We start from the raw sequence: 19410 nt of genomic DNA, 5'->3' as shown, positions 1-19410 counted from the left end.
CCCACTCGCCGTTACTTGCGCAGCGCGGCGATGCCCTGCTGCAACGTCGCCGTCGACAACTCGCCGATGTGCACCCGCTGCACCGTGCCATCGGCGCGGATGAACAAGGTGGTGGGCAGCCCGGGAGACTGATAGAGCGACAGCAGCCGGTTGCCCGGATCGAGCAGCACCCCCGGATCGGTGAGTTTCTCGCGCTGCAAATACGCCGCCACGCGCGGCAGCGCCTCGCCTTCGTTGACCAGCACGATGCGCGCCCCGGTCTGCTGCTGCGCGGCCTGGATCAGCAGCGGCAATTCGCGGCGGCAAGGTGGGCACCAGGTGGCCCAGAGATTGACCACCAGCGGCTGACCGCGCAGGCTAGCCAGCGCCACCGGGCGGCCCTGCAGCGTTTGCAGGGTGAGATCAGGCAGAGGCGGGCGCGCCGGTTGCAACAAGGTCAGCGCTCCCATGCCCGCCAGCACAATGGCGGCTCCGGCGCTGGCGCTCAGCGGCAGGCTCATTCGCAAGGCCGGGCGCCGCCAGACCCAGAACGCCACACCGGCTGCCGCCGCGGCCCAGCCCGCCCAGGGATCGAAGCCGCGATCGCGGATGTCGATCATCGCCAGCACGCTGGAATAGTCTGCGCTGTGCCGTGCAACGAACACGGCGCGCGCCACGACCAGCGCCCCAATCAGCAGCGGCAGCAGCGCGGGCTCGGCATTGCCGCGCCCCGCCTTCTGCGCCACGCCCGCCACCCAAACCGCCACGGCATAACCCAGCACCAGCAACAGCGGCACCCAGGGCAAGACGATGGGGCCGAGGCGCAAGGCGTCCATACTCAACCCTGCCGGCCGAGGCCGGGCACGAACATCGACGGCCAAGCGTTCCGCATCGTTACGCCGCCTTGCCCACCCAGACTTGCTTGGGCAGGGCGTAGGCGAAACCGGCCTGCGTCAGCGTTTCGCGGATGGTGCGGTTGGTGTCGAAATACACCTGCCAATAGTGGGCGTTGTTGCAGAAGGGAAAAACCGTGAGCACCGGCCCGACGCTGTTGAACTCCAGAATTTCAATCACCGGTGCCGGATCGGTCAACACATTGGGAATGGCCTGCACCTGTTTGCGCAGCAGTTCCATGGCGGCGACATGATCGGCGTCGCTGGAAAGCTGGCATTTGAGTTCGACGCGGCGGTAGTCGTTGGTCGAATAGTTTTCGATGTTGTTGCCCAGAATCTTGCCATTGCCGACAAAGGTGAGCACGTTGTCGAGTGTGACGATGGAGGTGACGAACAGCCCGACCTCCTTCACCGTGCCGGTCACATCACCCGCCTTGACGAAATCGCCCACCTTGAAGGGCTTGAGCACCAGCAGAAAGGCGCCCGCCGCGAAGTTGCCCAGCAGGCCGCTCCACGCCGCGCCGATAGCCACGCCAGCTCCTGCCACCAAGGCGGCGAAGGTGGTGGTCTGCACCCCGAAATAGCCCAGAATGGCCACAACCAGCACGATGTTCAACGCGATGTTCATGAAGCTGAGCATGTAGCGCGTGAGCATGGGGTCGAAATGCTGCCTGTCCAGCACGCCGCGCAGCAGTTTGTCGGCAATGCGGATGAGCCAGCGGCCCAGAATCCACAGCGCGATGGCCGCGAGAATTTTCATTCCCGCCTCGGTGGCGTATTGCAAAAGGAGATTGCTGTAGTGCTGCACGTCATTCATGGTGGCGCTCCTGGAAAGGACATCGGGGGTTAGACCGATTTTGCGACGGTTTGAAGACAGGGCGAAGCGGCAGAATGTTAAGAATGATGCTCGTCGTGACGCGGCTCGCCGATCAGTTGCGTCCAGTCTCGTTCACGCTGGTTGCGGCGATACCAGAGGATGACCAGAAACATGCTGACGGAGACAAAGGTGCCAAACAGCGCAATCACCCACGGCACCGGCAGGTTCAGGCGGATGAGCAGGGCGTAGAACAGCAGCATGAGCAGCACGCTGACGTTCTCGTTGAAATTCTGCACCGCGATCGAATGCCCCGCCGACAGGAGCACATAGCCCCGGTGCTGCAGCAGCGCGTTCATCGGCACCACAAAATACCCGGCCAATGCGCCGATGAATACCATGAAGCCGTAGGCGAACAGCATGTAAAGCGGCAGTTGCACCACCCAGAAATGCAGCTGCACGTCGGGCAGCAGCTCGCGGTTGAAAAACGCCAGCGCCACGGTGGTCAGCCCCATGCCCACGCCCAGCGGCAGCACGCTCAGGCTCTTTTTCAGCGGCACGCGCACGGCGGCGCTGATAGCCCCTGCGGCCACGCCCAGCGCCACAGCCGCCTGCATCACCGACGCCATGGTGAGATCCAGCCCCAGTGCATGTTCCGCCCACTTCAGCACGATGAACTGCAACGTCGCCCCCGCGCCCCAGAACAGGGTGGTGACCGCCAGCGAAATCTGCCCCAGCTTGTCGGTCCAAAGCACCTTGGTGCAATGCGCAAAATCCACCAGCAGCGCCACCAGCCGGGTTTTCTGTTTTTCGTAACGCGCCCCGGTATCGGGAATGCGCAGATTGCATAAGGCCGCCAGCAGATACACCAGGGTGATGACCAGAATGGCCGCCTCGGGCGTGGTGTTGATACCAACCGCAGCCAGCCCGGGCAGCCCCAGCAAAAAACCCGAAGCCGCCTGACTCACCAAAAACCCGCCCAGCACCGTGCCCAGAATGATGGAGCTGACCGTGGTGCCCTCGATCCAGCCATTGGCCGCGACCAGTTGCTGCGGCGGCAGCAATTCGGTGAGGATGCCGTACTTGGCCGGCGAATAGGCCGCTGCGCCCAGGCCCACCACGCCGTAAGCCAGCAGCGGGTGCACCGAAAACAGCATGAGCACCAGCCCGGCCACTTTCACCAGATTGGTGATGAACATCACCTTCCATTTCAGAATGGCATCGGCAAACGCCCCCACGAAGGGGGCGAGCACCACATAGGAGATGGTAAAAAAGAACTTGAGCAGCGGCGTCATCCAGTCGGGCGACTGCATCTGCACCAGCAGGGCGATGGCGGCGATAAGCAGCGCGTTGTCGGCCAGCGAAGAAAAAAACTGCGCCGCCATGATCCAGTAAAAGCCTTTTTTCATCGCTTGGCTGCCCGCGATGCTGCGGCAGGCTGTGTCGTATCGTTGGGTGAGAACAAGATCAGGGATTGCGATGAATGAGGCGGGCTGGCGCGTGCGGCATGGCTGGCGGCTTGCAGGAACAGACCCGCAGGCTGCCGAGGTTTATAGCACAGGGCATTTGCGACAATGCTGGCCTCAACCCTCTGCCCGAGCTGCCATGCCCCGCCCGATTTCCGCCGTGATCCACACGGCCGCGCTCTCCCACAACCTCCTACGAGTCCGTCAGGCCACGCCTACGAGCAAGGTCTGGGCCGTGGTCAAAGCCAATGCCTACGGTCACGGCATCGCCCGTGCGTATGGCGCGCTGCGCACGGCCGACGGTTTCGCGCTGCTCGATCTGACCGAGGCCGAGAAGCTGCGCGCGCTCGGCTGGGTCGGCCCCATTCTGCTGCTCGAAGGCTGTTTCGCCCCGGAAGACCTCGCGCTTTGCGAACGCCTCAACCTCTGGCATGTAGTGCATTGCCGCGAACAGATCGACTGGCTGGCGGTGCACCGCGGCAACCGCACGCACCGCGTGTTCCTCAAAATGAACACCGGCATGAACCGCGTGGGCTTTTCGCCCGAGGCCTACGCCGCCGCCTGGGAGCGGCTGAACGCGCTGCCACAGGTGGGCGAAATCACCCACATGACCCACTTCGCCTGCGCCGACGAAGCCAGCGGAATCGACGAAGCGCTGGCACGATTCGCCCGCGGCGTGGGCCATCTGAGCGGCGAACGCACCCTGGCCAATTCCGCCGCGGTGCTGGTGCACGGCGCCGACCCGCGCGTTGCGACCGACTGGGTGCGGCCCGGCATTGCGCTCTATGGCAGCTCGCCCACCGGGCTGGCGCTAGACGCGGCGCACTGGAAGCTGCACCCCGCCATGAGTCTGCGCAGCGAGCTCATCGACATTCAGCACATCGCTGCGGGCGAGTGTGTGGGCTACGGCGCGCGCTTCACCGCGCCGCGCCCCATGCGCATCGGCGTGGTCGCCTGCGGCTATGCCGATGGCTACCCGCGCGTCGCCCCCAACGGCACGCCCATCGTGGTGGACGGCGTGCGCACGCAGTTGGTCGGCCGGGTGTCGATGGACATGATCACCGTCGATCTCGAGCCGGTGTTTGCCGCAGGCAACCAGCCCATGATCGGCAGCCCCGTGCTGCTGTGGGGGCAGGACGCGCAGGCCGAGCTCTCGATCGACGAGGTTGCGGCAGCCGCGGGCACGCTCGGCTACGAGCTGATGTGCGCACTGGCTGCCCGCGTGCCGGTGCGAGTGGAGTAGGGAATAGCCCACCCCGAAAACCTTCGCTACGTTCGGTTCTCCCCTCAAGGGGCCAGAAACTCTTGGGACGGCCCGGCGAGTTTCTGAGCTCACCCAAGCAATATGGCCAAACCCCAAACCGTTTACGTCTGCTCCGAGTGCGGCGGCAAATCCGCCAAGTGGCAGGGCCAGTGCCCGCACTGCCAGGCCTGGAACACCTTGGTGGAAACGGCAGAGCGCAACGTCGATGCCGCCCGCCCCGGCGCACGGCACGGCGCCGCGGCAGCGCAGTTCGCCGGGCGCGGCGGCCTCACCGCAGCGAGCGGCCCGGTGCTGCTCACCGAGGTGCAGGCCGAGCGCCACGCGCACCGAAGCAGCGGCATCGACGAACTCGACCGGGTGCTCGGCGGCGGCCTGGTGCCCGGCGGCGTCCTGCTGCTCGGCGGCGATCCGGGCATCGGCAAGTCCACCCTGCTGCTGCAGGTGCTTGCCAGCCTGTCCGCCGAACTGCCGGTGCTCTATATCAGCGGCGAAGAATCCGCCGCGCAGGTGGCGCTGCGCGCCCAGCGCCTGGGGCTGAAAGACGCGCCGGTGCGGCTGATGGCCGAGACGCAGCTGGAGGTCATGCTCGACGAGTTAGCACGCGGCCCCGGCGCAGGGCCGTCCCAAGGCGGGCGTTTCCCCCTCCCAACCTCCCCCACCGAGCGGGGGAGGAGCAATCACTCCCTCCCCACGGGTGGGGAGGGTCGGGGTGGGGATGCCCCCCTCGGGGGGCAGCGAGCGAATGCGAACGTGGGGGCCTATTCCATCGCAGTGATCGACTCCATCCAGACGGCTTACACCGAGGCGCTGTCCTCGGCGCCGGGGTCGGTGTCGCAGGTGCGCGAATGCGCGGCGCAACTCACCCGCGCGGCCAAGGCCAGCGGCATCACCCTGGTGCTCGTCGGCCATGTCACCAAGGAAGGCGCGCTCGCCGGGCCGCGCGTGCTAGAGCACATGGTCGATACCGTGCTGTATTTCGAGGGCGACACGCAGTCGCGCTTCCGGCTGATTCGCGCCATCAAAAACCGCTTCGGCGCGGTGAATGAACTGGGCGTGTTCGCCATGACCGAGCATGGCCTCAAAGGCGTGTCCAACCCCTCGGCCATCTTCCTCTCCACCCACGCCGAGCCGGTTCCGGGCACCTGCGTGCTGGCCACTCTGGAGGGCACGCGACCGCTGTTGGTGGAAGTGCAGGCGTTGGTGGACAACGCCGCCGCGCCCAGCCCGCGCCGTCTGTCCGTGGGCCTGGACGCAGCGCGGCTGGCCATGTTGCTGGCCGTGCTGCATCGCCATGCCGGCGTAGCCAGCGGCGATCAAGACGTGTTCGTCAACGCCGTGGGCGGCGTGCGCATCACCGAGCCCGCGGCCGATCTGGCGGTGCTGCTGGCCATTCAAAGTTCGCTGCGCAACCGCCCGCTACCGCGCGGTCTGCTGGCCTTCGGCGAAGTCGGCCTGGCGGGTGAAATCCGCCCCGCCCCGCGCGGGCAAGAGCGCCTGCGCGAAGCCGCCAAGCTCGGCTTCTCCGCTGCCATCATTCCGGCTGCCAATGCCCCCAAGGGTGCGGGAAAACAGTTCGAAGGGCTGGAGTTGCACCCGGTGTCGCGCATCGAAGAAGCGCTGGACGTGGTGCGCGGGCTGGGGTGACGCATCAACCCCGCGCCGCATCACGGGTGCGCATCCCTTGGAGGATCAGCGCCGTTCCCAGCGGCCGCCCTGGCCATGCCAACCGCCGCCTTGCTGCACCCAGCGATGCGGCACCCAACGGTAGCCAGGCCGTGGCGCGTGCCAGTAGCCCCGGTTCCATATGTAGCGACCGTTTGCCCAGCCCCAATAGCCGGTGATCCACACCGCTCCGGGGTAAGGCGCCACGCTAACCGCCTCGTACTGCGGGGCGGGAGGCGGCACATTGACCACGTCATACGCAGGCGCGCCGTAGCCATATTGAGGCGGCACGGGCGCCACCACGCAACCGCCCAGCCCCAGCGCGGCAACAGCAGGCAAGATCAGAGCCGCGAGGCGACGCTTCGGGGTGTTGAGTGCAGCGGGAATGAGCGGTTGAGACATGGCGATGACCTCGTGTGTCGTGGGAGCAGGTTCTGAAGTAACGCGCAGCGCTGCGAAACCGCGACAGACGATCACGCCTTTCTCACACCAATAGCGTGAACAGACCTTAATCCGGCGGCCAGCGCACTCCACGGCGAGCAGCCATGTCCTGGCCCATCGCCGTGATTTGGGCGGCATTCATGCGCGCTTGCGCGGCCGTAAAAATCTGCGTGTTTTCGATGGCAATATGCGCGGCGTGCAGGGCGCTGAAGCGTTGCGCCGCATCGGTGATGGGCGCCGAAGCGGGCAGGGCCTTCGCGGCTTTCACTTGCAGCAGCCAGTTGCGCAACTCGGCCCAGAGCACGGCCAACACGCGGTGATCGCTTTCAAGCGTTTCCAGCACCGCGTCGTCACCGTCCCACCCTGCCGCCGAAGCGCGCAGCAGCGGAAACACATGCAGTTCCTCGTCTTCATGGTGCAGCGGCGCGGCTACATCGAAGTAGTGCAGCACTTTGTCGGCCGCCTGCTGCGCCTGTGCGTCCGTACCTTCTTGTGCGCCCCCAGGGTCGGCACGCCGCCCCGCCCCCCGTGGGGAACAAGGAAACTTGGGGCGGCCCTGCGTTTCCTTGAGCGCCACATGATCGATCAGCCGCAGCAGCAGAGCGTCCATGCGGGTGATGCGGGCATGGCAGCCGCGCAGCAGCTCGAAGGGCTGGTCAAACCCGGCGGCGGACAGATCGTCAGAAAGCAGCATCACCGCCGCATCACGATGCGAAGGCTGGCGCCCCCGGTGCACCCTCGTCGCCCAGCGCTGCCTTTTGCGCCCGCTCGGCATCGCGTTTTTCCATGCGCGCCGGGCCTTCGCCCGAGGGGTCGGCCACGACCGCGTAAATCTGCGCATGAAATCCGATCACGCCCACACGGTGCGCCACACTGACCAGCGTGGCGTCGGGCAGACGCTGCTGCAAAAGCGCGTACATGGCGCGTTCGGTCGGTGCATCGAGCGCGCTGGTGGCCTCGTCCATGAACAGCCAGTCCGGGGCGATGAGTAGGGCGCGGGCCACCGCCAGGCGCTGCTGCTCGCCGGGCGAGAGGCGTTGCATCCAGGTATCCGTCTGCCCCAGCGCGGCTTCCAGATAAGGCACACGGGCGAGTTGCAGTGCCTCGCTGATTTGCGCGGCACTGAAGTCTTCCGGGCTTTGCGGATAGGTGAGCGCCTGCTTGAGCGTGCCCAGCGGCAGATACGGCTTTTGCGGCAGGAACAGCGTGCGGCCCGATGGCGCGTGCGCGTGCGCGGTGTTGAGCGCGTAGGGCCAGATACCGGCAAGCCAGCGCACCAGCGTGCTCTTGCCGCTGCCCGACGGCCCGGTGAACAGGGTGTGCTGGCCGCGGCTGATGTGCTCGCCCGCGCATTGCAGCAGCGGCCGTCCGTCGGGAGAGAGCAGCAGCAGATCGCCCAGCGCCACCGACTCGCGCGCGCTGCGCAGCGGCACCACACCGGCCGAAGCGATCGCAGCGCTTGATGACCGGTCTGAGGACAGACCTGCGGAAGCGGGCGCCGTGGGCGTAGGCGGATGACTCTGCGCGTTTTGCATGGCCTCAACAAAGGTCTGCAGACGCTCGACGGTGGCGCGCCAGTCGGCAATGCTGGTGTACGCGCCGATGAACCAGGACAGCGCGCCCTGCACCTGACCGAAGGCCTGCGCCGTCTGCGTCAGGCCGCCGAGTTGAATCTGCCCGGCAAAGTAACGCGGCGCGGCCACCAGGATGGGGAAGATGATGGCGAGCTGGCCGTAAAACGCGCTGTACCAGGTGAACAGCTTCTGCCGCTTCATGATGCCCCACCAGTTGCTCCACACATTGGCGAACCGGTCGCGGTGCCCGGCCAATTCGCGCTGCTCGCCGTTGTAGAGCGCAATGCCTTCGTCGTGCTCGCGGGTGCGCGCCAGGCCGAAGCGAAAATCCGCCTCGTAGCGCTGCTGGTAGAAGTTGAGCCGAATCAGCGGCTTGCCCACCCAATGCGCCAGCACGCTGCCCACACCGGCATACAGAATGGCGACCCACACCATGTAGCCGGGAATGGTGATGCCGAACAGGGTGACCGCGCCCGACAGCATCCACAACATGACCAGAAAAGAAAACAGCGTGACCAGCGAGGAAACGAAGCCGAAAAACAGATTCAGGCTGCCGTTGATGAAACCGCCGATGTCGTCGGCGATCCGCTGGTCCGGGTTGTCGGTGTTGCCCTGCCGCAGCGACATGCGGTAATGCGTGCCGCCGGCCAGCCAGTCCTTGAGAAACACCTCGGTCATCCAGCGCCGCCAGTTGATCTGCAGCATCTGCAAAAAGTACTGCGAATACACCGCCAGGGCGATGTAGAGAAAGGCGTAGCCAGTGAAGTACAGCAGCAGTTGCTTGAACGCGCCGAAATTCTTCGCCTGCAGCGCATTGAAAAAATCACCGTTCCACTGCGTGAGCTTCACATTCACCCAAACCAGCGCCAGATTCATCGCCAGTACCAGCAAAAGCAGACCCCAGCCCTTTTTCTTCTCTTCCGAAACCAAGTACGGTTTGGCGAGCGAATAGAAATGTCTGAGGGCGAAGCGATACGACTGTGGAGAGGCTTGAGGTGGCATGAGGCAAACGGCTCCCGAAAACGCGAAAACTGCGGCATTGTGCCTGTGAGGGCGCGGCCGTTGTCACAGTACGGACATGCCCTCAGCTGTCGCAGCCTAACGACGCCGTCTGAGGATCGGCTTAAGACCGCCGCCCACCCGGGCCGTATGATGCGCACTCTCGAACGACCGTGCTTTTTCTCATGACCGACACCACCCTTTCCGCCGAGCTTCAGACCGCCTTCGGCGCTGCCGTCGCCCATTCCAAAACCCTCACCACCCGCCCCGACAACCAAACCCTGCTGCAACTCTACGGCCTGTACAAACAAGGCAGTGCGGGCGACGTTTCGGGCGAGCGCCCCAGTTTGACCGATTTCGTCACCCGCGCCAAATGGGATGCCTGGGCCGCACGCAAAGGCATGCCCCGCGCCGAGGCCATGCAGGCTTATATCGATCAGATCAACGCCCTGTCCACCTGAGCTCCCAGGGCCGGGCTGCGCTGACCCTTCTGAGGCGCTCAGGTGTTGCATCTGATTACATTCAAGTATTTAGATGTCGTTGACTTGAATCAAGCTCGCGGAACACAGGGCGCCCAGAATGCAGACATGACAAAACCCCTTCAGCGTTGTGCGCCAATTTGTCGCAGTCGCCGCAAGGAAAAACATGGAGGTCGTCATGTCTCTCATCCTTTGTTCACAAAACGTTTTTTTCCGCCAGTTCTTCACCCGGCAGCGTGAGTCTGCGCGCCGATTGAAATACAGCCTCGCAGCGTTGACCGGTTTGATCGGCTGCCTGGCGTGGGCGCCCAACGCGCAAGCAGTGCCCGCCTTTGCCCGCCAGACCGGGCAGGACTGCATCGCCTGTCACGTCGGCGGCTTCGGCCCGCAGCTCACGCCTTTCGGCCGGGCGTTCAAGCTCGATGGCTACACCCTGAGCGACGGAAAAAAACACATTCCGCTGTCGGCCATGCTGGTGGCTTCTTACACCCACCAGGCGCAGAGCTATGGCAACAACAACTACATGGGCCCGCCGCCCGCAGGATTCAGCGCCAACGACAACTTCACCGCGCTGCAGCAGGCCTCCATTTTTCTGGCGGGTCGCATTACCGACCACGTGGGCATGCTGGGGCAGGCCACCTATTCCGACCCAGGTTCGCAAAACCTGGCCTGGGACAACACCGAGCTGCGTTACGCCCACGCCTACACACTCGGCTCCGCCAGCGGCCTGTTCGGCATGAGTCTGAACAACAACCCCACTCTGTCGGACGTGTGGAACACCACGCCCGCTTGGCAATACAGCTATATGGCGCCGCCATTCGGCAACAGCGGTCCGCCGGTATCCCCCGTCATTTACAACCTGGGGCAAAGTGTCGTGGGCGCCACGGCGTACACGATGATTGACAACAGCTGGTACGCGGAGGCTGGGGCCTATCACAACCTTTCGACTTACTGGGCCAACGCACTGCATGCAGGCAACGCCTCCCTGCAAGGCGAAGCGCCCTACTGGCGGCTGTGGTACTCCAAAACCGTCGGCCCCCATGTATTCGAGGCCGGCCTGCTGGGATTTGACGCCCGCATCAACACCAGCGGTCTGCCCGGACTGCCCACAGACGACTATCACGACATCGGCCTGGATGCGACCTATCAATTCCTCAATGGCGGCCCGAACATCATCACCGCAAACGCCATTTATATGCACGAACGCCAGAACCTGAACCAAGCGCTGTTGCAAGGCAACGCGAGTAACGGCAGCAACACGCTGAACTCGGCCAATCTGAACGTGGCCTACTGGCGTGACAATACTTACGGGGCAACGCTCGGGCTGTTTCAAACCACTGGCTCCTCCGATGCCGTGGTTTATGCCAACTCGCGCACCAACAGCCCGAATACCAACGGCGCCATTTTTGAAATCGACTGGAATCCGTTTGGCAAGAGCTGGGTCAACCCCGAGAAAAATCTGCGGATCGGTTTGCAGTACACGCTGTACAACAAATATCTCGGGGCCAAAACCAATTTTGATGGCGCCGGCACCAACGCAAGCGCTATGAATACCCTCTATCTCTATCTGTGGACGGCGATCTGATCGGCGAAGTGACCAGGCGCAAAGCCGATGCGCTCCGCGAGTAGCGGGGCGCATCTCAGTTTGATCGCAGCCGGGCCGCTCGACGGCCCCACCTCGTTATCGCTTGTCACGATTTCATCATCTGATCCAGCGCAGAACGTCCTATGCTTTTCGCATCGATTATTCGGCTTACACAAGGAGGTTTTCCATGACAAACGCCAACACATTCATCTATTTCGCCCAAGCCTTCCACCACGGCGAGGCCGAGCAGCACAGTTATGTCGTGGCCGTCGGCGACCACGCAGTCGTCGAGGCGCTGGCCAAGGCGGAGCACGCCCGGCTGCGAGGGGCTTATGGCGTGGCCATTTACCGCACCGAGCCAAATATCGCCACGCAAGACAACTTCCGCCTGGTCGGCTACCTCTCGTCCGACATGGGCGAGAAATGGACCTGCAGTCAGCCCGACGAAGCGCAGGCGGCCTGAGCCGCGCTGAGGTTCACTGCACCATGCCCAGCCAGCGGGGAAACGCCAGGCTGATTGCCGGGATGTAGGTCACCAGACCCAGAAACACCAGCATGGTCAGCAGCCAAGGCCACACCGCGATGGTGAGTTCGGTGATGCCCATCTTGGCGATGCCGCTGGCGACATAAAGGTTGAGGCCCACCGGCGGGTGGCACATGCCCACTTCCATATTCACCACCATGATGATGCCGAAGTGGATCGGGTCGATGCCCAGTTGCATGGCCACCGGAAACAGAATGGGCGCGAGAATCAGCACGATACTCGAAGGCTCCATCACATTGCCGGCCACCAGCAGCAGCACATTCACCAGCAGCAGGAAGGCAATCGGCCCCAGGCCCGCGCCCAGCAGCCACTGCGCCATGTTTTGCGGAATGTGCTCCGAGGTCATCAGGAACGAGAACAGCACCGCGTTGGTGATGATGTAAAGCAGCATGGCGCTCATATTGGCCGAAGCCAGCAGCACCCGCGGCACATCGCTGAGCTTGAGATCCTTGTAGACGAACACGGCGATGATGAAGGCGTACACCGCGCTCATCGCCGCCGCCTCGGTGGGGGTGAACATGCCGCTGTAAATGCCGCCCAGCACGATGAGGATGAGCATCAGCCCCCAGAAACTCTCGCGCAGCGCCTTGCCGCGCTGCGCCCAAGTCGCCCGAGGCTGGCGCGGGTACTTGCCTCGCCAGGCGCGCCACCAGGTGGTCACGCCCAGCATGGTGGCCAGCATGATGCCGGGTACCACCCCGGCCATGAATAGCGCGCCCACCGACGAATTGGTGGAAACTGAATACAGCACCATCACGATCGACGGCGGAATGAGAATGCCCAGCGCGCCCGAGGTGGTGATGACCCCGGCTCCGAAGCGCGGCGGAAACCCGGCCTTGACCATGGCCGGCATCAATATGGAGCCGATGGCCACCACAGTGGCCGGGCTGGACCCCGACACCGCGGCGAACAGCGCGCAAGCCAGCACCCCGGCCAGCCCCAGCCCGCCAGCCCAATGACCGATGAGGCTGCTGGCGAAGGTGATCATGCGGCGCGCCACGCCGCCGTGGGTCAGAAAGTTACCGGCCAGAATGAAGAACGGAATCGCCATGATCTCGAAGTTCTCGATCCCGGTGAACAGCTTGAGCGCCACGGCCTGGATCGGCACATCGGTCATGGTGAACAAGAAGGTGAGCACCGTCAGCCCGAGGGCGATGGAAATGGGCATGCCCGTGAGCATCAGGGCGAGCAGCAGGGCGAAAATGATCAGCGCGCTCATTTCGCACCTCCCATCTGCGGCACCGGATGAATGTTGTCCGCGCCGGGCGCGATCTCCATCGGCTCATCCAGCCCTTCCACCGCGCCCGGATCGTGGTGCGGCAATTCCCCGTCGCGGTTGAAGCGCCAAGCGACCTGCAAAAAGCGGTAGCACATCAACGACGATCCCAGCGGAATCGCCATGTATACCCACCACATGGGCACTTCGAGATCGGGCGAAGTCTGGACGGTATGGCCGACATGCCAGACAAAGTTCGCGCCCATGACCGCAACCGTGCCGGTGAACAGCGCTCCGGCCAGCAGACCGAACAGAATGACGGGTTTTTGTTTTTCCGGCGCAAGGCGGTTGACCAACACGTCCACGCCCACATGGATGCCGGTGCGCACGCCATACGCCGCGCCGAACTTGGCCATCCACACGAACATATAGATGCAGAGTTCCTGCGCCCAGCTCAAGTTGAGCGACAACAGCCAGTCCTGCAAGCCCGGTGCGTATTTCAGCCCATCGTGGACGGCATTTCAGGCTGATCGTGGACGGCATTTCAGCGGGATCGTGGACGGCGTTTCAGCCTGATCGTGGACGCTGTTTCAGCGTCATCGTGGACGATTGGGGGTGGCGGCAAGTGATTTCCTAGGCGGTCTAGGCTGGTCGATTTTTTGATCGAAGCCGATGCCCACAACCAGAATCACGATGCGCCAGATCCGAGAAGCATTGCGCCTGCACCTGCAGGTTGGGTTGACCTATAGCGAAGTGGCCCGCGCGCTCAAGCTGTCCAAGAGCGCGGTGGGCAAGTACGTGTCGCAGGCCCGCGTGGCCGGGGTGGACTGGGCGGTGGCCCAGACGCTGACCGACGTTGAGCTGGAGGGGCGGCTGTACCGCCCGCCGGTGCCGCGCGCCAGCGATCATCTCGCCCCCGATTTTGCCGCCATTCACCAGGAACTCAAGCGTCCCGGCGTGACGCTGATGCTGCTGTGGGAGGAGTACGCGCAGGGCAACGCGCTGGCCTACAAGTACACCAGTTTCTGCGTCAAGTACCGCGCCTGGGCGCAGACCCTCAAGCGCTCCATGCGCCAGGTGCATGGGGCCGGCGAGAAGCTGTTTGTCGATTACGCCGGGCAGACGGTGCCGATCACCGACGTGGCCACCGGCGAGATCAGCGCTGCACAGATCTTCGTGGCCACGCTGGGGGCGTCGAGCTACACCTACGCCTGCGCCACGCCTCGGCAGACCACCGCCGACTGGATCGGCGCGCAAGTCCAGGCGCTGGAGTTCTTCGGCGGCGTACCGCGGCTGATCGTGCCCGACCAGGCGCGCGCCCTGATCAAACACCCCGACCACTACGACCCGCTGCCCAACCGCACGTATGAGGAATTTGCCAACCATTACGGCTGCGCGCTGCTGGCCGCACGCCCGGCGCACCCGAGAGACAAGCCCAAGGTCGAGGGCGCGGTGCTGCTGATCGAAAGGTGGATCCTGGCGCGGCTGCGCAACCGTCGCTTCTTCAGCCTGATCGAGCTCAACGCGGCGATCGCCGCGCTCATTGCCGATCTGAACCTGCGCCCGTTCCAGAAGCTGCCCGGCTGCCGCCGCGACGCCTTCCTGGCCCTCGACGCCCCGGCGCTCTCGCCCCTGCCAGCCACGCGCTACGTGGTTGGCAACTGGAAGCAGGCCAAGGTCAACGTCGACTATCACGTCGAGTTCGAGGGGCACTACTACAGCGTGCCGCACCGCCTGGTGGGCAGTTCGGTGGAGATGCGCGCGGGCGCCGGGCTGCTGGAGATCTTCTGCGCCAACCAGCGCGTGGCCTGTCATGCGCTGAACGCCCGGCGCGGCCAGCACTCCACCACGCCCGAGCATATGCCAGCCTCGCACCGTGCGCACCTGGAGTGGACCCCGGCCAAGCTCATCAAGTGGGGCCAGAGCATCGGGGTGGCCGCCGCGGGCGTCGTGACCTGGCAACTGGAGAACCGCCCGCATCCCGAGCAGGGCTACCGCGCCTGCCTGGGCCTCAAGCGCCTGGCGCGTGAGTACACGCCCCAGCGCCTGGAAGCGGCCTGCGCCAGGGCGCTGGCGATCCGCTCGCCCACTTACCGCAGCGTGGCCTCAATCCTCAAGAGCGGGCTTGATCGCCAGCACGCCTCAATCCCCACGGCGGCGTCCACCGCCTTGCCCGAGCACGAGAACGTGCGCGGTGCCGATTACTACCACTGACGGAGAACAACGATGCTCAATGAACACACCCTCGACCAACTGCGCGCGCTGCGCCTGGACGGCATGGTCCACGCCCTGACGGAGCAGGCCAGCAGCACGGCGGCAGCCGCCCTGGCTTTCGACGAGCGGCTCACGCTGCTGGTGCAAAGCGAGATCGCCTGGCGTGACGGCCGCCGCCTGCAGCGCCTGCTCAAGGCGGCCAGGCTCAAGGTTTCTGCTGCCTGCGTGGAGGACATCAACTGGCGTGCCAGCCGCGGCCTGGACCGTCATCTCATCGCCAACCTGGCCGGTGGCGACTGGCTACGCCATGCACAGAACTTGCTCATCACCGGCGCCACGGGGTGCGGCAAGACGTGGTTGGGTTGCGCCCTGGCGCATCAGGCCGCCCGCGCGGGCTTCTCGGTGCTGTACACCCGCGCAGCACGCCTGTTCGACGAGCTGCAGGTCGCCCACGGCGACGGCAGCTATGCCAAACGCATGACCCAACTGGCCAGGCTTGACTTGCTGCTGATTGACGACTTTGCGATCGCGCCCATGGGCGCGGCCGAGCGCAATGACTTGCTCGAACTGCTCGACGACCGCGTCGGCAGCCGCTCCACGCTGATCACCAGTCAGCTTCCAGTGAAAGCTTGGCATGCCTACCTCGACGACCCCACGCTGGCTGACGCCATTCTCGACCGCATCGTGCACAGCAGCCACAAAATCGAGCTCAAAGGCCCATCGCTGCGCGAGAAGGATAAAGATCAATGACCCCCCAGAACCTCCGCCACCGCTGCGCCGAACACGCCTTATCCACCGCGGCGGCCGGTCCGTCGCAAGCGCCGTCCGCCGCCGTGGATAAGCCTGCAAAGAATCCCCTCACCAACCGCTTCGCAAGAACCGTTTCAGGCTGATCGTGGACGTTTGAGATACAGTCCAACCCATCGCTTGCGCGCACCCCACGCGCGTCCACGATCGCGCTGAAACGCCGTCCACGATCAGACTGAAACAGGCGTCCACGATCGCTGAAATGCGCAGCCCGGAATGGCAAAGCCCGCCATATAGCGATACACGACGGCAACAAAAATGAGCAAGGTCGCCGCCGCCATCAGAATGGCGATCAGCGTTTCTTCCAACCGGTCGAGCACGCGGTTGAACAAGGCAAGAGCAGACATGGGAAGGTCCGATCAGGAAGGGGTTGACGGGCCAGAACGACAAAAGCCCATGCCGACTGGGCACGGGCTTCGCACATCGATTCTGAACGACTCAGAGCTTGGCGGGATCGAAACCGGTCGCCTTGAACACAGAGTCCATCAGCGCCTTGGGCACGCGCGACTCGGCCTGTTTGTAAACCGGCACCATCGCCTTTTTCCAAGCCAGACGCTCGGCCGGAGTGAGGGCGATGACCTCGCACTTGCCCGACTTGCGCACCGCTTCGGTGGCATCGTCGTTGTCCTTCTTCGCCACCTTGTTGGCGAAATCGGTGGCTTCGACCATGGCCTGATCGAGTGTTTTGCGAATGTCGGCCGGCAAGCCATCCCAGAACTTCTGGTTGACGATGACTGCGTAACCCAAATATCCGTGCTGGGTCTGCGTCATGGCCTTCTGCACTTCATAGAATTTCTGGGTGTAGAAGTTGGACGGCGGATTCTCGGTGCCGTCCACCACCCCGGTCTGCAGCGCCTGATAAACCTCGGAGAACGCCAGCACTTGTGGAATGGCGCCGATGGCGCGCATTTCCATCTCAAGAATCTTGCTCGACTGGATGCGCATCTTCAGGCCCTTGGCGTCTGCGGGATTGCGCAGCGGCTTATTGGCGCTCATGTCCTTGAAGCCGTTGTCCCAATAGGCCAAACCGAGAATGCCCTTGGATTCGAGCTTTTTCAGCAGCCCGGCGCCAATGGGGCCTTGCGTGATCTTGTGCAGGGCGGTGTAGTCGTCGAAGACGTAGGGCAGGTCGAACAATTCGAATTCCTTGGCCCCCAGCGGTCCGAACTTGGCCAGCGAAGGTGCAAGCATCTGCACAGAACCGAGCTGCAGCGCCTCCATTTCCTCCTTGTCTTTATAGAGCTGGCTGTTGGGATAGACCTCCACCTTCACCCGGCCCTTGGTGCGCTCTTCCGCCAATTTTTTGAAGTATTCGGCGGCCTGCCCTTTGGGGGTGTTGGGCGCGACCACATGGCTGAACTTGATGACGATGGGCTGTTGCGCCCGCACCAGGGGGCTCAGACCCAAACCGGCTGCGGCCAACCCCAGACCAATGACTGCTTGACGACGCTGCATGGCGATCTCCGTTGATTTGTTGTGTTGTGAAATGACTTGTCTTTTTTTGTAACCGACGAAAGCATACGTCAACCCGCGGCTGAAGCGCGCAGGGTTAGCCCGGGGGATCAGCCAGCCGAAGGGGTTGCCGAAGGGTTCGCAGAAGGGGTCGCCGAATAGGCAGCGTCAGCCAAAACCAGACGCTCTTAGCCGCGGCCGTTGTTGACTGGCGGCTTGTTTGCGCCTTTGCGCAGTTCGCGCGCATGCTCGTCGGCGCTCTGCTGAATTTTGCGGCTGAAAAACCAGATAAAAAATACGCCGATGCCCAGCATGAAAATGCTGCCAATCAAGCTGAACAGACCATAATCGGTGCCAAGCAATCCTTGCCAAGCAGATCCCATGATGTCTTCCTCCCTGTTGTTGACGATGCGTGAGAATAAATCCGTACACAGTTTACGGTTTGACACAGAGCAAACAGCGTTCGGCCTGACCCGGCTAAGCCGCAACGGGCGCAAGCGATGAACGCGGCGCGTTTCGGCATCGTCAGCGCCATTGCGCAGGAGCAGCAGGGTTTGCTGGAATGTTTGCAGCAGACGCGCTGCGTGCGTCACGGCAGCCGCGACTACACCCTGGGCACGCTGTGGGGCAGCGACGTCGTGCTGGTGCTGTGCGGCATCGGCAAAGTGGCGGCGGCCGCCACGACCACCAGCCTGATTGTCGAATTCGGCTGCGACGCGCTGCTGTTCACCGGCGTGGCTGGCGGCCTGGGAGACGGCGTGGCAGTGGGCGACCTGGTGATTGCCGACACGCTGCTGCAGCACGACCTCGATGCCCGACCGCTCTATCCACAATACGAAGTGCCCGACACGGGGTTGACGCACTTTGCCGCGAACCGCACGCTCACCGACCGCCTGCACTCCGCGGCGCAGCGGCTTTTGTCACCGCAGGCCGAGCCCTTGATTGATGCCGAAACCCGCCAGACTTTCGGGCTGTACACCCCACGCGTGCATCGCGGGCTGATTGTCAGCGGTGACCGCTTTATCTCAACCCGCGCCGACAGCGATGCGCTGCGCCGGGCGCTGCCCGACGCGCTCGCGGTAGAGATGGAGGGCGCCGCAGTGGCGCAGGTCTGCCGCGATTACGACGTGCCTTTCGCTCTGGTGCGCACCATTTCCGACCGCGCCGACGACACCGCCCACATCGACTTCGGCCGCTTCATCCACGCCGTGGCCAGCCAGTACAGCCGGGCGTTGCTGTCCGAGCTGTGGCAGGCCGGACTTACAAACGAGAAGGGAGATCCAGGCGGTCGGTAAACAGACCCTCCAGCCCGTCAGCCAGCAGCGCTCTCGCCTGATTGGCGTCATTCACCGTATAGGCGCGCAGCTTCAGCCCGCGCGCATGCACCGCCGCCACGACTGCAGGCGTCACCTGTTGCCAATCGGTATGCAGCCCCTCGGCGCCCAGCGCCACGGCCTGCTCCAGCGCCTGATCGTCGTAGGTTTCGACCAAATAGGCCAGCGGCACATCGGCCTGCAGGGCGTCGAGCGCTGCGCGGGCGGCCTGCAGCGCGGCGAGCGAAAACGACGACAGCAAGGGTCGCGGAGCTGATGGCTGATCGGCCAGCCACTGCACCACGCGGCGCGCCACGGCCTCGCCGGTTTGCGCATCCTGCCCCGGGTTGGGCTTGATTTCCAGGTTCAGCCAGACCGCATGGCGCGCGGCGAAGTCGAGCACCTGATCGAGCGAGGCCGGAGGCTCGCCCTTGAACGCCGCGCTGTGCCAGCTTCCGGCATCCACCAGTTGCAGGTTTTCCCAGCGCCAGGGCGCCGCCGAGCCGCGCGCATCGGTGGTGCGGTCGAGCGTGTCGTCGTGCAGCAGCCACAGCACGCCGTCGGCACTGAGTTTCACATCGCATTCAAACGCGCGAAACCCCGCCTTGAAGCCGACTTCAAACGCGGCCAGCGTGTTCTCGGGCGCGGCATCGCCCCCGCCGCGGTGCGCGAACCAGCGCAGATCAAATGGAATTCGAGTCGTCATGA

General features: G+C 64.1%; 19 protein-coding genes and 1 pseudogene. 8 read left to right on the top strand and 12 right to left on the bottom strand.

Annotated features, from left to right (window positions below):
- Positions 1–11: 11 nt before the first annotated feature.
- The 3 genes from BIO17B3_RS13565 to lplT form a co-directional block, all read right to left on the bottom strand.
- A complete protein-coding gene (locus BIO17B3_RS13565; protein ID WP_156054429.1) occupies positions 12–815 on the bottom strand; it encodes a TlpA disulfide reductase family protein in 804 nt (267 codons plus the stop codon).
- A 58-nt stretch (positions 816–873) separates the two neighbouring features.
- Positions 874–1689 (bottom strand): mechanosensitive ion channel family protein, encoded by an 816-nt coding sequence (locus BIO17B3_RS13560; protein WP_013104846.1) that lies wholly within the window; start codon positions 1687–1689, stop codon positions 874–876.
- A 77-nt stretch (positions 1690–1766) separates the two neighbouring features.
- On the bottom strand, positions 1767–3095 hold the full coding sequence (gene lplT / locus BIO17B3_RS13555) for a lysophospholipid transporter LplT (protein ID WP_156054428.1): 1329 nt from the start codon (positions 3093–3095) through the stop codon (positions 1767–1769).
- A 196-nt stretch (positions 3096–3291) separates the two neighbouring features.
- Here lplT and alr point away from each other — a divergent pair, with 196 nt between their 5' ends.
- Positions 3292–4395, top strand: coding sequence for an alanine racemase (gene alr, locus BIO17B3_RS13550; RefSeq protein WP_156054427.1), 1104 nt, complete (start codon positions 3292–3294; stop codon positions 4393–4395).
- Positions 4396–4497: 102 nt separating this feature from the next.
- Positions 4498–6060, top strand: a complete 1563-nt coding sequence (radA, locus tag BIO17B3_RS13545; RefSeq protein WP_156054426.1) for a DNA repair protein RadA — start codon at positions 4498–4500, stop codon at positions 6058–6060.
- A 45-nt stretch (positions 6061–6105) separates the two neighbouring features.
- On the opposite strand, the gene BIO17B3_RS13540 is transcribed toward radA, so the two are convergent.
- The 3 genes from BIO17B3_RS13540 to BIO17B3_RS13530 form a co-directional block, all read right to left on the bottom strand.
- Positions 6106–6480, bottom strand: a complete 375-nt coding sequence (locus BIO17B3_RS13540; RefSeq protein ID WP_156054425.1) for a hypothetical protein — start codon at positions 6478–6480, stop codon at positions 6106–6108.
- Positions 6481–6586: 106 nt separating this feature from the next.
- Complete coding sequence (locus BIO17B3_RS13535; RefSeq protein ID WP_156054424.1) at positions 6587–7213, bottom strand: hemerythrin domain-containing protein; 627 nt, start codon at positions 7211–7213, stop codon at positions 6587–6589.
- A gap of 10 nt (positions 7214–7223) precedes the next feature.
- Positions 7224–9095 carry an ABC transporter ATP-binding protein/permease gene (locus BIO17B3_RS13530; protein ID WP_156054423.1) on the bottom strand — a complete coding sequence of 624 codons (1872 nt, stop codon included), beginning with the start codon at positions 9093–9095 and terminating at the stop codon, positions 7224–7226.
- A 182-nt stretch (positions 9096–9277) separates the two neighbouring features.
- On the opposite strand from BIO17B3_RS13530, the gene BIO17B3_RS13525 reads away from it, so the two are divergent.
- The 3 genes from BIO17B3_RS13525 (at position 9278) to BIO17B3_RS13515 (ending at position 11619) form a co-directional block, all read left to right on the top strand.
- A complete protein-coding gene (locus tag BIO17B3_RS13525) occupies positions 9278–9553 on the top strand; it encodes an acyl-CoA-binding protein (protein WP_156054422.1) in 276 nt (91 codons plus the stop codon).
- 196 nt (positions 9554–9749) lie between these two features.
- Positions 9750–11156 carry a cytochrome c1 protein gene (locus BIO17B3_RS13520; protein ID WP_156054421.1) on the top strand — a complete coding sequence of 469 codons (1407 nt, stop codon included), beginning with the start codon at positions 9750–9752 and terminating at the stop codon, positions 11154–11156.
- Positions 11157–11343: 187 nt separating this feature from the next.
- A complete protein-coding gene (locus BIO17B3_RS13515; RefSeq protein ID WP_156054420.1) occupies positions 11344–11619 on the top strand; it encodes a hypothetical protein in 276 nt (91 codons plus the stop codon).
- 13 nt (positions 11620–11632) lie between these two features.
- Here BIO17B3_RS13515 and BIO17B3_RS13510 read toward each other — a convergent pair whose 3' ends face one another.
- On the bottom strand, positions 11633–12919 hold the full coding sequence (locus BIO17B3_RS13510) for a TRAP transporter large permease (protein ID WP_156054419.1): 1287 nt from the start codon (positions 12917–12919) through the stop codon (positions 11633–11635).
- Positions 12916–13407 (bottom strand): annotated as a pseudogene (locus tag BIO17B3_RS13505) (TRAP transporter small permease); the annotation flags it as partial. The pseudogene BIO17B3_RS13505 and the gene BIO17B3_RS13510, both read right to left, overlap by 4 nt.
- Before the next feature lie 181 nt (positions 13408–13588).
- Here BIO17B3_RS13505 and istA point away from each other — a divergent pair.
- The gene (gene istA, locus BIO17B3_RS13500) at positions 13589–15130 is read left to right on the top strand and encodes an IS21 family transposase (RefSeq protein WP_156053820.1); all 1542 of its coding nucleotides are present in this window, start codon (positions 13589–13591) and stop codon (positions 15128–15130) included.
- Positions 15131–15142: 12 nt separating this feature from the next.
- The gene (istB, locus tag BIO17B3_RS13495; protein WP_156053821.1) at positions 15143–15880 is read left to right on the top strand and encodes an IS21-like element helper ATPase IstB; all 738 of its coding nucleotides are present in this window, start codon (positions 15143–15145) and stop codon (positions 15878–15880) included.
- A gap of 227 nt (positions 15881–16107) precedes the next feature.
- Here the strand turns inward: istB and BIO17B3_RS13490 are convergent, their stop codons facing one another.
- The 3 genes from BIO17B3_RS13490 to BIO17B3_RS13480 all read right to left on the bottom strand — a co-directional run bounded on the left by BIO17B3_RS13490 (position 16108) and on the right by BIO17B3_RS13480 (position 17838).
- Positions 16108–16284 carry a hypothetical protein gene (locus BIO17B3_RS13490; RefSeq protein ID WP_370512639.1) on the bottom strand — a complete coding sequence of 59 codons (177 nt, stop codon included), beginning with the start codon at positions 16282–16284 and terminating at the stop codon, positions 16108–16110.
- A 91-nt stretch (positions 16285–16375) separates the two neighbouring features.
- Positions 16376–17392, bottom strand: a complete 1017-nt coding sequence (locus BIO17B3_RS13485) for a TRAP transporter substrate-binding protein (RefSeq protein ID WP_156054418.1) — start codon at positions 17390–17392, stop codon at positions 16376–16378.
- Between the two features lie 185 nt (positions 17393–17577).
- Positions 17578–17838 carry a DUF3149 domain-containing protein gene (locus tag BIO17B3_RS13480; RefSeq protein ID WP_232054294.1) on the bottom strand — a complete coding sequence of 87 codons (261 nt, stop codon included), beginning with the start codon at positions 17836–17838 and terminating at the stop codon, positions 17578–17580.
- Between the two features lie 51 nt (positions 17839–17889).
- Here BIO17B3_RS13480 and BIO17B3_RS13475 point away from each other — a divergent pair, with 51 nt between their 5' ends.
- Entirely contained in the window at positions 17890–18684 is a 795-nt protein-coding gene (locus BIO17B3_RS13475) for a 5'-methylthioadenosine/adenosylhomocysteine nucleosidase (protein ID WP_156054417.1), read from the top strand.
- On the opposite strand, the gene BIO17B3_RS13470 is transcribed toward BIO17B3_RS13475, so the two are convergent.
- Entirely contained in the window at positions 18650–19408 is a 759-nt protein-coding gene (locus tag BIO17B3_RS13470) for a glycerophosphodiester phosphodiesterase family protein (protein ID WP_156054416.1), read from the bottom strand. The two genes, BIO17B3_RS13475 and BIO17B3_RS13470, sit on opposite strands and share 35 nt — an antisense overlap.
- Between the last annotated feature and the right edge of the window lie 2 nt (positions 19409–19410).

It is taken from the genome of Thiomonas sp. OC7, assembly GCF_900634595.1.
In the GTDB taxonomy this organism is placed as follows: Bacteria; Pseudomonadota; Gammaproteobacteria; order Burkholderiales; family Burkholderiaceae_C; genus Thiomonas; species Thiomonas arsenitoxydans.
Note: the sequence above shows the minus strand (reverse complement) of the source record. Positions and strands in the feature narration are given on the sequence as shown.

Excerpts from the sequence above, each read along its gene's own strand:
- alr (WP_156054427.1), top strand. The coding sequence starts at position 3,292 with ATGCCCCGCCCGATTTCCGCCGTGATCCACACGGCCGCGCTCTCCCAC.
- BIO17B3_RS13565 (WP_156054429.1), bottom strand. The coding sequence starts at position 815 with ATGGACGCCTTGCGCCTCGGCCCCATCGTCTTGCCCTGGGTGCCGCTG.
- BIO17B3_RS13540 (WP_156054425.1), bottom strand. The coding sequence starts at position 6,480 with ATGTCTCAACCGCTCATTCCCGCTGCACTCAACACCCCGAAGCGTCGC.
- BIO17B3_RS13520 (WP_156054421.1), top strand. The coding sequence starts at position 9,750 with ATGTCTCTCATCCTTTGTTCACAAAACGTTTTTTTCCGCCAGTTCTTC.
- BIO17B3_RS13485 (WP_156054418.1), bottom strand. The coding sequence starts at position 17,392 with ATGCAGCGTCGTCAAGCAGTCATTGGTCTGGGGTTGGCCGCAGCCGGT.
- BIO17B3_RS13560 (WP_013104846.1), bottom strand. The coding sequence starts at position 1,689 with ATGAATGACGTGCAGCACTACAGCAATCTCCTTTTGCAATACGCCACC.
- istA (WP_156053820.1), top strand. The coding sequence starts at position 13,589 with ATGCCCACAACCAGAATCACGATGCGCCAGATCCGAGAAGCATTGCGC.
- BIO17B3_RS13515 (WP_156054420.1), top strand. The coding sequence starts at position 11,344 with ATGACAAACGCCAACACATTCATCTATTTCGCCCAAGCCTTCCACCAC.
- BIO17B3_RS13490 (WP_370512639.1), bottom strand. The coding sequence starts at position 16,284 with ATGTCTGCTCTTGCCTTGTTCAACCGCGTGCTCGACCGGTTGGAAGAA.
- BIO17B3_RS13470 (WP_156054416.1), bottom strand. The coding sequence starts at position 19,408 with ATGACGACTCGAATTCCATTTGATCTGCGCTGGTTCGCGCACCGCGGC.
- BIO17B3_RS13510 (WP_156054419.1), bottom strand. The coding sequence starts at position 12,919 with ATGAGCGCGCTGATCATTTTCGCCCTGCTGCTCGCCCTGATGCTCACG.
- BIO17B3_RS13525 (WP_156054422.1), top strand. The coding sequence starts at position 9,278 with ATGACCGACACCACCCTTTCCGCCGAGCTTCAGACCGCCTTCGGCGCT.
- BIO17B3_RS13475 (WP_156054417.1), top strand. The coding sequence starts at position 17,890 with ATGAACGCGGCGCGTTTCGGCATCGTCAGCGCCATTGCGCAGGAGCAG.
- lplT (WP_156054428.1), bottom strand. The coding sequence starts at position 3,095 with ATGAAAAAAGGCTTTTACTGGATCATGGCGGCGCAGTTTTTTTCTTCG.
- istB (WP_156053821.1), top strand. The coding sequence starts at position 15,143 with ATGCTCAATGAACACACCCTCGACCAACTGCGCGCGCTGCGCCTGGAC.
- radA (WP_156054426.1), top strand. The coding sequence starts at position 4,498 with ATGGCCAAACCCCAAACCGTTTACGTCTGCTCCGAGTGCGGCGGCAAA.
- BIO17B3_RS13530 (WP_156054423.1), bottom strand. The coding sequence starts at position 9,095 with ATGCCACCTCAAGCCTCTCCACAGTCGTATCGCTTCGCCCTCAGACAT.
- BIO17B3_RS13535 (WP_156054424.1), bottom strand. The coding sequence starts at position 7,213 with ATGCTGCTTTCTGACGATCTGTCCGCCGCCGGGTTTGACCAGCCCTTC.